This window comes from Anaerovorax odorimutans DSM 5092, assembly GCF_000426305.1.
GTDB classification, from domain to species: Bacteria; Bacillota; Clostridia; order Peptostreptococcales; family Anaerovoracaceae; genus Anaerovorax; species Anaerovorax odorimutans.
Window position 1 is genome coordinate 147,785 of the sequence record NZ_AUFC01000005.1, and the last position, 14,390, is coordinate 162,174.

The 14,390-nt window shown below is 32.2% G+C and carries 14 protein-coding genes; all 14 read right to left on the minus strand.

Annotated features, from left to right (window positions below):
* Positions 1–9: 9 nt before the first annotated feature.
* Positions 10–1,017, minus strand: a complete 1,008-nt coding sequence (pheS, locus tag K292_RS0103840) for a phenylalanine--tRNA ligase subunit alpha (protein ID WP_408605243.1) — start codon at positions 1,015–1,017, stop codon at positions 10–12.
* Positions 1,018–1,055: 38 nt separating this feature from the next.
* Positions 1,056–1,865, minus strand: a complete 810-nt coding sequence (locus K292_RS0103845; protein ID WP_027398718.1) for a TrmH family RNA methyltransferase — start codon at positions 1,863–1,865, stop codon at positions 1,056–1,058.
* Positions 1,866–1,929: 64 nt separating this feature from the next.
* Positions 1,930–3,069 (minus strand): cell division protein FtsZ, encoded by a 1,140-nt coding sequence (gene ftsZ, locus K292_RS0103850; protein WP_027398719.1) that lies wholly within the window; start codon positions 3,067–3,069, stop codon positions 1,930–1,932.
* Positions 3,070–3,143: 74 nt separating this feature from the next.
* Complete coding sequence (locus tag K292_RS0103855) at positions 3,144–3,512, minus strand: small basic family protein (protein WP_051280278.1); 369 nt, start codon at positions 3,510–3,512, stop codon at positions 3,144–3,146.
* A gap of 4 nt (positions 3,513–3,516) precedes the next feature.
* Positions 3,517–4,233: a DUF881 domain-containing protein gene (locus K292_RS15895; protein WP_051280280.1), complete on the minus strand. Its 717-nt coding sequence runs from the start codon at positions 4,231–4,233 to the stop codon at positions 3,517–3,519.
* 13 nt (positions 4,234–4,246) lie between these two features.
* The gene (locus K292_RS0103865; RefSeq protein ID WP_027398721.1) at positions 4,247–4,996 is read right to left on the minus strand and encodes a DUF881 domain-containing protein; all 750 of its coding nucleotides are present in this window, start codon (positions 4,994–4,996) and stop codon (positions 4,247–4,249) included.
* A 9-nt stretch (positions 4,997–5,005) separates the two neighbouring features.
* Positions 5,006–5,752, minus strand: a complete 747-nt coding sequence (locus K292_RS0103870) for a cell division protein FtsQ/DivIB (protein ID WP_027398722.1) — start codon at positions 5,750–5,752, stop codon at positions 5,006–5,008.
* Positions 5,753–5,793: 41 nt separating this feature from the next.
* Positions 5,794–7,044, minus strand: coding sequence for a UDP-N-acetylglucosamine 1-carboxyvinyltransferase (gene murA, locus K292_RS0103875; RefSeq protein ID WP_037372395.1), 1,251 nt, complete (start codon positions 7,042–7,044; stop codon positions 5,794–5,796).
* 84 nt (positions 7,045–7,128) lie between these two features.
* Complete coding sequence (gene murG, locus K292_RS0103880; RefSeq protein ID WP_051280284.1) at positions 7,129–8,226, minus strand: undecaprenyldiphospho-muramoylpentapeptide beta-N-acetylglucosaminyltransferase; 1,098 nt, start codon at positions 8,224–8,226, stop codon at positions 7,129–7,131.
* Positions 8,227–8,271: 45 nt separating this feature from the next.
* Positions 8,272–9,384 carry a putative lipid II flippase FtsW gene (gene ftsW / locus K292_RS0103885; RefSeq protein ID WP_027398725.1) on the minus strand — a complete coding sequence of 371 codons (1,113 nt, stop codon included), beginning with the start codon at positions 9,382–9,384 and terminating at the stop codon, positions 8,272–8,274.
* A gap of 21 nt (positions 9,385–9,405) precedes the next feature.
* Positions 9,406–10,776 (minus strand): UDP-N-acetylmuramoyl-L-alanine--D-glutamate ligase, encoded by a 1,371-nt coding sequence (gene murD / locus K292_RS0103890; protein WP_027398726.1) that lies wholly within the window; start codon positions 10,774–10,776, stop codon positions 9,406–9,408.
* A gap of 21 nt (positions 10,777–10,797) precedes the next feature.
* Positions 10,798–11,754: a phospho-N-acetylmuramoyl-pentapeptide-transferase gene (gene mraY / locus K292_RS0103895; protein ID WP_027398727.1), complete on the minus strand. Its 957-nt coding sequence runs from the start codon at positions 11,752–11,754 to the stop codon at positions 10,798–10,800.
* A gap of 2 nt (positions 11,755–11,756) precedes the next feature.
* Positions 11,757–13,145, minus strand: coding sequence for a UDP-N-acetylmuramoyl-tripeptide--D-alanyl-D-alanine ligase (locus K292_RS0103900; RefSeq protein ID WP_027398728.1), 1,389 nt, complete (start codon positions 13,143–13,145; stop codon positions 11,757–11,759).
* Position 13,146: 1 nt separating this feature from the next.
* Positions 13,147–14,322: a UDP-N-acetylmuramoyl-L-alanyl-D-glutamate--2,6-diaminopimelate ligase gene (locus tag K292_RS15900; protein ID WP_051280286.1), complete on the minus strand. Its 1,176-nt coding sequence runs from the start codon at positions 14,320–14,322 to the stop codon at positions 13,147–13,149.
* Positions 14,323–14,390: the final 68 nt, after the last annotated feature.

Consider the following 14,390-nt stretch of genomic DNA (forward strand, 5'->3'; position numbering starts at 1 on the left):
TACACCTCCTTATTTAAACTGCTTAATGAAACGCATATCATTTTCATAAAACAATCTAATGTCATCAACTTCATATTTCAGCATTGCAATTCTTTCTACGCCCATACCAAATGCAAAACCTGTATATTTCTCTGTATCTACGTTTCCTACTTTTAATACATTTGGGTGTACCATTCCACATCCTAAGATTTCAATCCACCCACTGCCTTTACATACTCTGCATCCTGCTCCTCCGCATTTAAAACAAGATACATCCATTTCCGCACTAGGTTCTGTAAAAGGAAAATGATGTGGTCTAAATTTAGTTTTTGTTTTAGAACCAAACATTTTTTTTGCAAAAGAATCAAGAGTACCTTTAAGATCAGCCATTGTAACTCCTTCATCAACAAGTAATCCTTCTACCTGGTGAAACATAGGTGAATGAGTTGCATCAGGAGTATCACATCTAAAACATCTTCCCGGAGAAATAACTTTAATCGGTGGTTTTTGTTTCATCAATGTCCTAACCTGCACAGGTGAGGTCTGAGTTCTTAACAGTGTGTCATCAGTAATATAAAATGTATCGGATAAATCTCTTGATGGATGATTTTTACCAGCATTTAAAGCATCAAAATTATTGAAGACTGTCTCTACTTCAGGACCTTCTGCTATGCTGTATCCCATACTCATAAAGACTTTTGAAATTTCATCTATTGTAATAGTAATGGGGTGCTTTGATCCCAAACTAATTTTAATACCAGGTTCAGTTACATCAATACGTTCTTCTTTAAATTTAGCAGCTTTTTGACGTTCTTTCATTTCTGTAAATTTTTCATCAAGAAGAGATTCTATTTCACTTCTTACGGAATTTGCCATTTTACCAAATTCTTTACGTTCTTCAGGACTCATTGAACCCATAGAGCGCAATATCTCTGTAAGCTTTCCCTTTTTCCCTAAAATTTTTACTCTCAGTTCTTCTGTTTCTCCAACTGAGGAGGCTTTATTTAATTGCTCTTTTGCCTCCTGCAAAATTGTCATCAATTGATTATTTTGCATAACCTGTCTCCATTTCTTATTTATTTCCTTACTGATTCATAGATTAAAATCCCTGCTGCTACTGCTGCATTTAATGACTCAATAGTACTTTTCATTGGGATTTTAACATTAATATCAGAATTTTTTATAAATTCTTCACATACTCCATTACCTTCATTTCCGATAATGACAGCAACGTTTCTTGACATATCACATTCATAATAATTTTTTGCATCTTTAAGTGCGGTACATATGACTTTTTTATTATTATTTTTTAATAAATTTATTGCTTGTTCAGGTGAATCTATAATCAACATGGGAAGTCTGAAAATTGATCCTGCTGCAGCTCTTACGATTTTAGGAGAAAAAATATCTGCCGTGCCTTTTAATATTAAAGCTCCTTGATATCCGGCTCCATCTGCTGTTCTTATAATAGTCCCAATGTTTCCAGGATCTTGTAAACGATCTAAAACAATAATGTTCCCATTACTTTTTATTCTAGACAAAAAAAATTTTTTTTCATCATATAAAGGTTTTTTAACTATACCTAATACACCTTGAGTTGTTTGTGTATCAGACAAATTATCAAAAATTTTATCATTTATTGCATATATTTCAATGCCCTTGTTTTCTAATTTATTTTTAAGTTCATTTTTTTCATTGTTTACATTCTCTAATATAAGACTTTTTTTAAAAATTACTGTTTTTAATGTTTCTGCTTGGTTTAAAGCCTCACCAATTAAATTAGGGCCTTCAATAATATAAAGTCCTGTCTTATCTCTGTATTTTTTTGCTCCCAAGCGAAATACTTTCTTATATATTTGATTTTCTGTTGAACTAATTATTTTCATACTACTGTACTCTGACTAATAGAAAAAGCCGGTTTATTATACCGGCTTATCCGTCTCATTTATACTAAAAGTTACCTTTTTTGTCTTTACTAAGGAAAGATGGAATATCAAATTCACCGGTTAATCTTGATTTAAATATATCTTCTGGCGCTTCTTCTCTTTTTTCCCTTCTTAATATATCTTCTATATCTTCTTCTGTATTAACAGAAGCCTCAGCCTGTTCATTACTTTCAGCGAAAGCTTCTGATGATCTATCTTCAAATCCTGTGGCAATAACAGTAATTACAATTTCATCTTTAAGCTCTTCTTTAACCGATGCCCCAAATATTACAATAGCATCATTATCTGCTGCCTTTTCAATCTGGTCTGCTGCCTCATTAACTTCCAACATTCCTAAATCATATCCACCCATAATATTAAGCAGTATTGCTTTAGCTCCATCTATAGATGTTTCAAGAAGAGGACTTTCTATCGCAGCTTTTACGGCATCTGTTACTCTACTGTCTCCTGAGCCTCTTCCGACTCCCATATGAGCTATTCCTCTATCACTCATTACTGTTTTTACATCTGCAAAGTCAAGATTGATAAGACCAGCCTCCGCAATCAAATCGGAAATACCTTGAACGCCTTGTTTCAAAACTTCATCTGCCATTGAAAAAGCTTGAATCATTGACGTATTTTTCTCCGCAATATGTAAAAGTTTATCATTTGGAACTACTACTAGAGAATCAACATACTTTTTTAAAAATTTGTTGCCAAGTTCTGCATGTTCCCTTCTCTTTTTCCCTTCAAATGTAAAAGGTTTTGTAACAACACCTACTGTAAGAATCCCTAGATCCTTAGCAATCTTAGCAATGACAGGTGCTGCACCTGTACCGGTACCTCCTCCCATGCCTGCTGTAACAAATACCATATCTGCACCTGATATAAATTTTGTTAAATCATCCAGATTTTCTTCTGCTGATTTTTGTCCGATTTCAGGATTTCCTCCTGCACCAAGACCTCTCGTAAGCTTTTCGCCTATCTGAAATTTTGTCTCTGCTTTCGATCCAGCCAAAGCCTGCTTGTCCGTATTTACGGACATAAATGTAACACCCTTTAAACCTGCATCTATCATTCTGTTGACGGCATTACAACCGCCGCCACCTATTCCAATTACTTTAATTTGAGCTGTGTTTTGATCGTTTACTTCAAACTGCAACATAGTCCAGCAACCTCCTGTCACCATATTCACATAATAATATAGGTAATTATACCATACTTTGTGTTCTTATGCACCTATTTATCGTCTATATTGTTATTTTTTTTTAATATATATTTGTCTATTAATAACCTCCTTATCACTGCCAAATTTTGGAATAGCCTTCCGCCAAACGTTAAAATTGCAGCATAATAAAGTGGTACTCCCAATTTATCTCCTAAATACGCTAAAGCTCCTGCTAAAAGAGCATTCACAATAAATCCGCTTATAAAAATCAAATTGTTATATTTTCCATCAAGCTGGGCTCTGATAGCACCAACAAGGGAGTCTATAGCCGCTAATAAACCCATTGTAATATAAAACGAAAATTCAGTTGGATAAGTTATATTAAAAGCAAACCCTAATCCGATTCCCCCTATTAATCCTATAATCATTGCAATTATCATTTTATTAATCCTCCATTACTTTCGTTATATATTTATAAGTCTGATTTTCTGTATAACTTGGAATAGTAATATTATCTTTAATTGTTACTTTACAAATTACACCCCAAAATTTTAATTCAGTAGCGATACCTTCGGGAGCTACTAATGTGGATGCCATTCTTTTAGCATCTCCTATAGCTTTTATTTCAAAAGGTCTAGCATAAGTTTGTCCATTAATTCTGATTGTATATCCTGCACATGAGATTGCTGAAGTATTTATAATTCTTTGACCATTTACAGAAATTGCTTCTGCACCTGCTCGTTTCAATTCATTTAAGATTCTCAAAATATCCCAATCATGAACCATAATATTATTCACATTTTCACCCTCATAAAGATCTCTTGTTCCATCATCTACAAGAACTTCTACGCCGCTTCCCTTAACGGAGGCTTCTCCACTGGCCATTTTATAAAATTCCAGTTCTTCAATCATCTTCTTTTGTAATTTATCATCGGTATTTCCAGCAAGTTTTTCATATTCTCCCAGTTTAGTTTGTGCATCTTCTATCAAGCTCTCTACTTTATCTATATCCTTTTTTTCAGCTTCTATATTTGTTTTATAATCACTGATATTTTTAAGAGAAACATACACTGGTAATCCATGACTTCCCCTTGCAATAAAAATAAAGGATGAACCAACTAGAAAGCTCATGATAAATAACATAATTATTCTTAATTTCAATGTTATCACCAGCCTATTCTGTTTTTTCTGCCGAATCTTCTGCCGATGCAGCATATCTAAACTTAATTACTCCGCTAAATCTCGGTATTTCAATTTCATCTTTTTTATCAATATCAACCTGCAATGCATACCTGTCTTTTCTGACCATTTCATATACAATACCATATTTAATCGTTATTGCAGATTCTATTGTATTGGGATTCCCAATTGCTTTTATAATATAAGGCGGTGCTGTAGGTACACCATTTATATTTACATTATTGCCTGCCAAACTGATTTCTGTAGTACTGATAATTCTCTGGTCATTAATTGATATTGCTTCAGATCCTGCATCCTTTAATTTATTTACAAGTTCAAGCAATAATTGATAATTGTCCATTATTGTACTTCTTTCTTCTATTAAACCTTCTTCCGGTACCGGATCATCAATAGTAATAATAACTCCCGGTCCCTTAACATCCACAACTCCGGCAAGCATCTTATATTTTTCTAAATCTGTAACAATACCTTTTAAGAAATAGTCTTCATTTGCCTTATCCTTTTCAATTTGATCCATTCTATTTTCAAGCTCCATTAATTCTGATAAAGCATCTTCTTTTTCAGCTCTTAATTTTGTCAATTCTGTTTCATAAACTTTTAATTTTGAAACAGGAACAAGTCCTCCTATTTCCGAACTTTTAGTTGTACTAATCTGTATGGATATTACTAATCCAATACAAAGGGCTAATAATCCTACAATAATAACTCCACTCTTTTTTTTCATCATATGCTCCTACTCCACAAGAGGACTAAATGCAAAATATCCGTCCGCACCTACTTTTATTGTTCCTCTTTTTATTCCTTTTGAATAATAATCATAAAGAACTTCTTGTAATGTCTCCATATTGTTCAATATATTTTCCGGCGTTCCCTCACAAATTAACTGATCGTATATATATGCCTTTATTATTATATTTGATATATCAATTTTTTTAAAGTATAAATCATATTTTTCCATTTTTTTTAACATTGACAGCGTGTCCGTCAAAAGAGAATTTTCTTCTACCTCAAGTGGAGTTCCCGTATCAATGTTTTTTACCGTCATCCCAAGAAGAATAGTAAGTTTAGGTTCTATGCTGACTTTTCTTAAAACCATTCCTTCAGAATCAATTATAACATACTCTTCCCCATATGGGATAGCCGCATATTCTTCACGTTCTTCGACAATAATTTTAATAGTGTCTGGAAGTCTTCTTTTTACTTTTACACTTTTTATATATGAATCTTTAAGTAATCGTTCTTTCATATCTGACGTAGAAACTTTAAATAGATTTTTTCCAGCCTTTGCTTTAGCTATACTTATTACCTGTTCACTTGTATAATAATTATTATTTTCAACTTTTATTTTCTGTATATCAAAGAGACTGGAAGTTAAAAACAAATACAATGCCGTACATAATACTATAAAAATAAAAAATTTTAATAAGTAACGTTTCTTTTTTCTTTTTTTCTTTTTTCTATTTGTACTGTTTTTTTCCATTTGTATTTATCCTTTAAATTGTTATTCCTTTGTAAATTAAATTAGACTCTAAATATATCTGCACCCAATTTTCTAAGTGTTTCATCAAAATCATCGTAACCTCTATCTATATGACAAACATTTTCAACAATTGTCGTTCCATTTGCACCTAATCCTGCAATAACCAATGCTGCTCCGCCTCTTAAATCCTTAGCCGAAACTGTTGCTCCTTCCAGAGATTCAACACCCGTAACAACTGCACTTCTTCCATCAACCACAATTTTTGCTCCCATACTTTTTAAGTTATTAACTTGTTTAAATCTATTTTCAAATATTGTTTCAACAATTAGGCTCGTTCCTTTTGCAATAGTTAAAACAGAAAGCATTTGAGATTGCATATCCGTTGGGAATCCGGGATAAGGCTGGGTTTTTATAATTTCTATAGAATTCAATTTTTCTGGAGCTTTTAGGTATATCCAATCTTTTCCTTCATCAATTTTACATCCTGTCTCTCTTAATTTAGATACTGTCATAATCATATGTTTAGGGATAGAATTTCTTATTAAAATTTCTCCTCCTGTCATTGCTGCAGCAGCCAAAAAAGTACCACATTCTATCCTATCAGAAATAACTGAATGTGTAACGTCATGAAAGGAATTTCTTCCATTTATTACAATCTCACTCGTACCTGCACCTTTTACTTGTGCTCCAATATTGTTTAAATAATTTTGTAAATCGATAATTTCCGGTTCTTTAGCTGCATTTACAATAATTGTTTCACCTTCAGCACAAGCAGCAGCCATCATTGTATTTTCTGTAGCACCAACACTTGGAAAGTCTAAAGCTATTCTATTTCCAACAAGTTTTTCCGCTGTACATTCTAAATATCCATGATCTTCTTTTATTTTAACACCTAATTGCTGCAGGGCAGAAAGATGAATGTCAATTGGTCTAAGGCCAATCTCACACCCTCCTGGGTAACTTAAAATGGCTTTTCCGAATCTGGCTATCATAGGCCCCATCAAAAAAACAGAAGATCTCATTTCTCGCATTAACTTTTCCGGGATCTCTAAAGTATGAATATCTTTAGAATCTATTATTATAGACCCGTTTTCTTTTTTTACTTTACAGCCAATTTGTCTGAGTATTGTTGTCATATTTTTTACATCAGACAAATTAGGGCAATTATCTAATTTGCTTTCTTTCCCAGTAATAATTGTTGCAGCTAGTATAGGAAGTACGGCATTTTTAGCTCCTGAGAGAGTTATTTCTCCCTGAAGTTTTTTTCCGCCGGTTATTTGATAACTGTCCACAAAATTACACCTCCGCAGAATGTCTGAGACATATTCATATCCGTCTGTTACTATAATATGAACATTTCTGAAAGGTGTGCCTGTTTAAATCTGCAAATTATCATATATGACATTAACCGCATCTATACGGCCTATATTTTCACTCATCAAACTCATATGCTTCAAAGCTTCTTTATCCTTCTTTAATCTCAATATTGTAGAAATTAATTTTTCTTCATTTAAGTCTTTTTCTTCGATTATAATAGCTCCCCCTTTATCTGATACAACTTTAGCATTAAAATATTGATGATTTGCTGTAACATTAGGAGAAGGTATTAAAATTGATGCCTTACCGCAAGCTGTAATCTCTGAGACAGTAAGAGCGCCGGATCTGCTTATAATTAAATCAGATGCTAATATATATTCATGCATATTATCAGCATATTCCATAATATTAATTTTTCCTGAAAGTGATATATTTTTTTTAATTAATTGAGATTTTATTTTTTCATAATAAAGTTTACCCGTAATAAAAAATACTTTAATATCGGAAATATTGTTTACTTTTTCTATAACCTTTACCATATTTTCATTAATAATTCCGGCACCACGGCTTCCTCCAAAACACAATAAAACAAATTCATTATCCTTTATCCCCAATTTTTCTCTATAATTATTACTACCATTTATAATAAAACTTTTTCTTATAGGGTTACCCGTAACTATTAATTTTTCGGGTTTTTTAAAATATTCCTTAGATTCGGGGAAACTGATAAATACTTTATTAACATACTTTTCCAAAAGTTTATTTGTAACACCAGGAAAAGCATTTTGCTCATGAATAAATGTGCGAATACCTTTTTTATGTGCAGCTCTTACAACGGGGCCACAAACATATCCTCCTGTACCGATTACAATATCAGGATTAAATTTTTCTATAATCTTTTTAGCTTGTTTATTTCCCTTTGCTAAATCAAGTATGGTCTTGATATTTTTAAAAATATTTTTACGATTAAAACCACTTACTGTGATAAATTCAATAGGATATCCACTTTTAGGGACTAAATCCTTTTCCATACCCCTTTTTGTTCCCACAAACAAAATCTCAGCATCTGGATTTCTTCTCTTTATTTTATCTGCAATAGCAACAGCAGGATATATATGCCCGCCAGTGCCGCCGCCAGTCATAATAACTTTTATCATTTTTTTCTCCTAAAGCACATGCACCTTATTACATTCAACATATATTTATTTTGCCGAATGCCGCGATATATTTAATAAAATACCCATGGCTCCCATAAACAGCATAAGGGCATTTCCTCCATAACTTACAAACGGCAGTGTGATTCCTGTTGGCGGCATTGATGATGTAACTACTGCTATATTTAAAATTACTTGTAAAGCTAGCATAATTGTAATTCCTGAAGCCATAAAGCAGCCAAACATATCAGGAGCATTCATAGCAATATGAATTCCTCTCCAAATTAGCAATAAATAGCATGCTATTAATATTAGACAGCCAACAAACCCCAGCTCTTCACCGATTATTGCAAAGATAAAATCATTTTGAGGTTCTGGTAAATAAAGTGTTTTTTGAATACTTTTTCCAAGACCTACTCCAAAAATTCCACCAGATCCTAAAGCCAATAAAGATTGTACTACTTGATAACCATCCCCCAGCTCATCCTTAAAAGGATCTAAAAAGCTCATAAATCTTTTTAATTTTTCACCGCCTCCGGTCATAATAAGACCGAAAATTCCCATAGCACCTAAGCCTACAATTCCTACAAAATAGAACAGACTTAATCCTGCAACAAACATTATTCCAACAACAATACCAACCACAGTAATTGCGGTAGATAAATTAGGTTGCTTATAAATAAGTGCAAACATCATTCCTGCTAAAAATAATAGTGGTATTACTCCCCTTGTCAAAGATTTTATTCTGCTTGGGTCTTGGCTCAAATACCAAGATACAAAAATTATTACAGCTATTTTGGCTATTTCACCAGGCATTATCGTCATTTCCCCAACACCAATCCATCTAGTCGCATTATTTCTGGTCAAGCCAATTGGTGTAAACAGTAAAAATAATAATAAAAAACTAATAGAAATAATTGCTGGAGCAAATCTAGCATAAACCTTGTAATCCACAAGAGCAGTACTAATCATAAGTATAAGACCAATACATGCCCATAAAACATCTCTTTTCAAATAATAATATGGATCTCCGCTTGCATTTATGGCATTATAATAGCTCGCACTAAATACCATGATGATACCAAATACCACCAAACCAAGTGTCAGTATTGTCAATATGAAATCACCTGATTTCATTCGTGTACGTTTTTTACCAGCCATTCGATTTTATATACCCCTAACTTATTTTTCTAACTTATTGATACAATTTTTAAAATGTTCACCTCTTTGCTCAAAGCAAGTATACATATCCCAACTTGCACAAGCAGGAGATAATAGCACAGTATCACCAGATTTAGCTAATTTGAAGCCTTCTGTTACACATTCTTCCATATCTTTAGCCAAATGAATATTAGTGAATCCTTTATCTTCTGCAGTTTTCTTTATCTTTTCCGCTGTCTTTCCTAGAAGCATTAAATGCTTAACCTTTTCATTAAATGCATCTATAAAATCTGTAAAATCAGAGTTTTTATCATATCCCCCCGCAATTAAAATAATGTCACCCTTTATTGCTTCAAGAGCTTTAATAGAAGCATCCGGATTAGTTCCTTTAGAATCATTCACAAATGAAACTCCATCTACTTCTCCGCAAAATTCTAATCTATGTTCTACTCCTTCAAATTCTTTTAAACTTTTACCGATTGTTTCAACACCAATACCAGAAAAATACGATATAGCTGCAGCTGCCAATGCATTTTCTAAGTTATGCGCTCCTGGTATTTTAAGATCATCAACACGACAAATATTATATATTTTTTCATTTTCATCTTTAATTACAATATTCTCATTTAAAACAAAACATCCAAAATCCAATATTTTTTTTCTGCTGAAAGGAACAATTTTAGCTCTGCAATTTTTTAATAATTTCATACACTCAGGATCATCTGCATTAACAACAAAATAATCATTGGGCTCTTGATTCTGAAAAATTTTAGCTTTAGCATTAGCATAATTTTCAAGGGTCTTATGTCTGTCCATATGATCAGGAGTAATATTTAAAAGCGCTGAGATTTCCGGTTTAAAATATTTTGTAGTTTCCAGCTGAAAACTACTTGTTTCTGTTACCAGCCAATCATCGTCCTTTGTTGACATAGCTTTAGAAATAACTGCAACGCCCACATTTCCCACTACATAAGTCCATCTTCCTGCATCTTTAAATATTTTCCCGACCAAAGTTGTAGTAGTCGTCTTTCCGTTTGTTCCTGTTATCGCTACATATTTTCCTTTTCCAACTCTAAAAGAAATCTCTAGTTCTCCTATAATTTCAGCTCCTGATTTCTTTGCTTCTTCTATAAACGGAATATCCAATGGAACACCTGGGCTCATTACCACCATATCTAACCCTAAGTCTTTTATATTATTAGGTTCTATGCCAAAATAACAATTTGTATTTTTATTCCTAAAATATTGAATAAGCTGCGGATCTATTTGTTCTTCCTTTTTTCTATCATAAACAGATACGTCTGCGCCTAACTTCAATAAAGCCTGCGCAGCTGCAATTCCTGATTTGCCCATTCCTACCACTAGTACATTCTTACCTTTTAATTGATTCATAACTTACCTCCATGCTGCTCTCTATATAATCAACATACTTATCACACATAAAATTAGCGTAACTAACCAAAATACCGCTACAACTGTTGTTTCTTTAAATCCACACAATTCAAAATGATGATGTAATGGTGCCATTTTAAAAACTCTTTTCCCTGTTGTTTTAAAGCTTATCACTTGTATTATAACTGAAAGAGTTTCTGCTAAAAAAACACCTCCTGCAATGGGAATAATTAGTTCAATATTCATAAGGATTGCAGCACTTGCAATTCCTCCTCCAAGGGCCAAAGAACCAGTATCTCCCATAAATACTTTTGCAGGATACTTATTAAACATTAAAAAGCCTATACATCCTCCTGCCAAAGCACTGCAAAAAGTAATTTCAGTTGGGAACCCAAATGTCAAAGCATAAATTGCAAGAAATATGGACACTATAGCAGAAACGCCTGATGCTAATCCATCAAGTCCATCAGTTAAATTAACACTGTTTACCATAGCAACAACTACAAACGCTACAAAAGGTATGTATAAAAGTCCAAAATCCCAATGTTGATTAATAAATGGAATAAATACAGTTGTTTCATATATTGATACTTTAGATTGATATATGGCTAAACCCACTGCAATCAAAATTTGAAAAAATAACTTTTGTTTTGCAGTTAACCCCAAGTTTCTTTTTAAAGATACTTTAACAAAATCATCTAAAAATCCTAAAATTCCAAAGGCTACAAAAGCTGCTAAAATTATTATCATGTCTTTTTTAATCTCTCCAGCTGTGATACAAGTTATAAAGACAGCTGCTATGATTACGATACCTCCCATTGTGGGGGTTCCCGATTTTATCATATGAGATTTGGGACCTTCTTCTCTAATACTTTGACCCGCCTTTATTTTTTTTAATACAGGTAAAAATAATAACATTCCTATTACTGTTATTATAAATGCCACTGCTATTGTTATTCCCATCTGCGTATAGTTCATATTTACTCTTTCTCCATTATCTTTTTTACAATTTCATCCATAGCCATTCCCCTGGAACCTTTAATTAAAATCACATCTCCTGGAGTTAGACAATTATTTATTTTATCAAATACTTTTTCTTTTGTATCAAAATAAATAATTTGTTCTTTTTTTAGACCTTTCTCTGCACCTAATGCAATTTCTTTCGCATTGTACCCTACGCATATTAACACATCTACTTTGGATTGTGAAGCATATTTTCCAACTTCAAAGTGATATTTTTTTGCTTCTGCCCCCATCTCTAACATATCGCCTAAAATCGCTATTTTTCTTATACCATTTGTTGACATCAGCACGTCTATAGCAGACTTCATTGAATCAGGACTTGCATTATAAGTGTCGTCAATTACTTTAATTCCATTTTTGCCTTTTATACTAAGGCGTTTATCTGTGATAATTTCCATTTTGCTTAAGCCTATTGCTGCCTGCTTCATTGTTATATTACATGAAACCGCAGCTGCAACAGCAAGTGCTGCATTGTATGCATTATGTCTTCCAGGAATATTTAATTTAAATTTTTGAATTTCTTCTTTATGCTCAATAAAAAATTCTATACCATTCTCGCCCATATCTATGATGTTTGATATAATAAAATTACTCTTTCCCGTTTCCCCTGTAGTAATAAGCTTATATACACCTTTTACATTTTCTTCTTTAAGTAAATCACTGTCTTCATTTCTTATTAATATATTTTTATCTGTAAAATAATTAGTTATTTCTAATTTTGCTTTAAGTATACCCTTCCTATCACCAAAATTCTCAATATGAGATGTGCCAATATTTGTAATAATTCCTATATCAGGTCTTACAATATCAGCCAAACGATCAATCTCACCAAATTGACTCATACCCATCTCAAAAATACCAACTTCTGTATCTTCTTCTACATTAAAAACTGTCAAAGGTAAACCAATTTCATTATTTAAATTGCCAATATTTCTTACAGTATTATTTTTCTGTGAGAAGATATGATACAGCATTTCTTTTGTAGTAGTTTTTCCTGTACTGCCAGTTACTCCTATCTTCTTTATTTGGAAAGTAGATAAATAATATGCCGCTAAATCCTGCAACGCCCTAGTTGTATCCTTTACTTTTATTATATTTAAATTTTTATTATCTAATATCTTTTTATTAAAATCTTTTGATAATAAAATAGATTTACAACCTGATTCCAAAACCTGACTAAGGAAATTATGAGCATCAAAATTCTCACCAATCAATGGAATAAATAAATCTGTCTTCTTGACTGTTCTTGAATCTGTTGAAACGCCTAAAACATTTTTATTCTTATCTCCTACTATTAATTCCCCATTTACAGCTTTTTCGATTTCTCTTATGCTTATTTCTTTCATTTTATTCTCCGTAATTTTTTATTATTTCCTGCAAAGCTTCTCTGTCATCAAAGTAAAACTTTTCTTTGCCAATTATTTGATAAGTCTCATGACCTTTACCTGCAACAATAATAATATCTCCTTTTTTATAAATCTCAATTGCCTTTTTAATAGCATTATAACGATCTTTTATAATTTCATAATTACAACCTGTATGATAAATACCTTCTTCAATTTCTGCTGCAATTATTTGTTGATCTTCTGTTCTTGGATTATCACTTGTTATTATTGCATAATCGCAATATTCTCCTACAACTTTGCCCATTATAGGTCTCTTCTTTTTATCTCTGTCACCACCGCAACCAAAGACACATATTATTTTACCTCGTTTAAAATCCGTTGCAGTTTTTAAAACTTTCTCTAAAGCATCGGGTGTATGAGCATAATCTACAATTGCTATAATGTCACTACTATTTTCAACCAGTTGAAATCTGCCTGGGACACCTTTCAATTCCTGACATCCTTCTTTAATAACTTCAAAAGATATATTGTTTTCCCTTGCACATGCAATTGATGCTAATGAATTATAGATCATAAAAATTCCCGGCATATTAATTGATAAAGCACCTAATAGTTTTCCATTTTCATATAAATTGAATTTTGAACCTCTTTCAGTAGTCTCTGCAATCTCACAGTAATAATTTGCTTTTTTATCTTTTAATGAATAAGTTATAGTATTAGTTTCATTTTTTTCTTTTTCTAAATCTTTAACAATTCTGAGACCATATTCATCATCTATATTTATAATATTTGCTTTACTTGTCATATTAAACAATTTTTTCTTTGCTTCAAAATAATTTTCTAATGTTTTATGATAATCTAAATGATCTTGAGTTAAATTAGTAAAAATTCCATATTGAAAATTAATATTTTTTACTCTGTCTTGAGCTAGCCCGTGAGAAGATACTTCCATTATGCAGCAAGTTATTCCACCTTGTTCCATTTCTTTTAATAGTTGATCTAAAAGCTCTGCTCCTGGAGTTGTATTAACAGCTTCATATTTTACATTTCCAAAACTATGACCTGTTGTACCTATAATCCCACAAGAAATATTATTTTTTTCAAAAATACTCCTTAGCATATACGTAACGGTTGTTTTTCCATTAGTACCGGTAACCCCAATTATATTTAGTCCCACCTTAGACGCCTCCTTAATTTTTTTAATACATTAAGTCAACTTATCCTTGGTGTTTTCAATTTTTAATT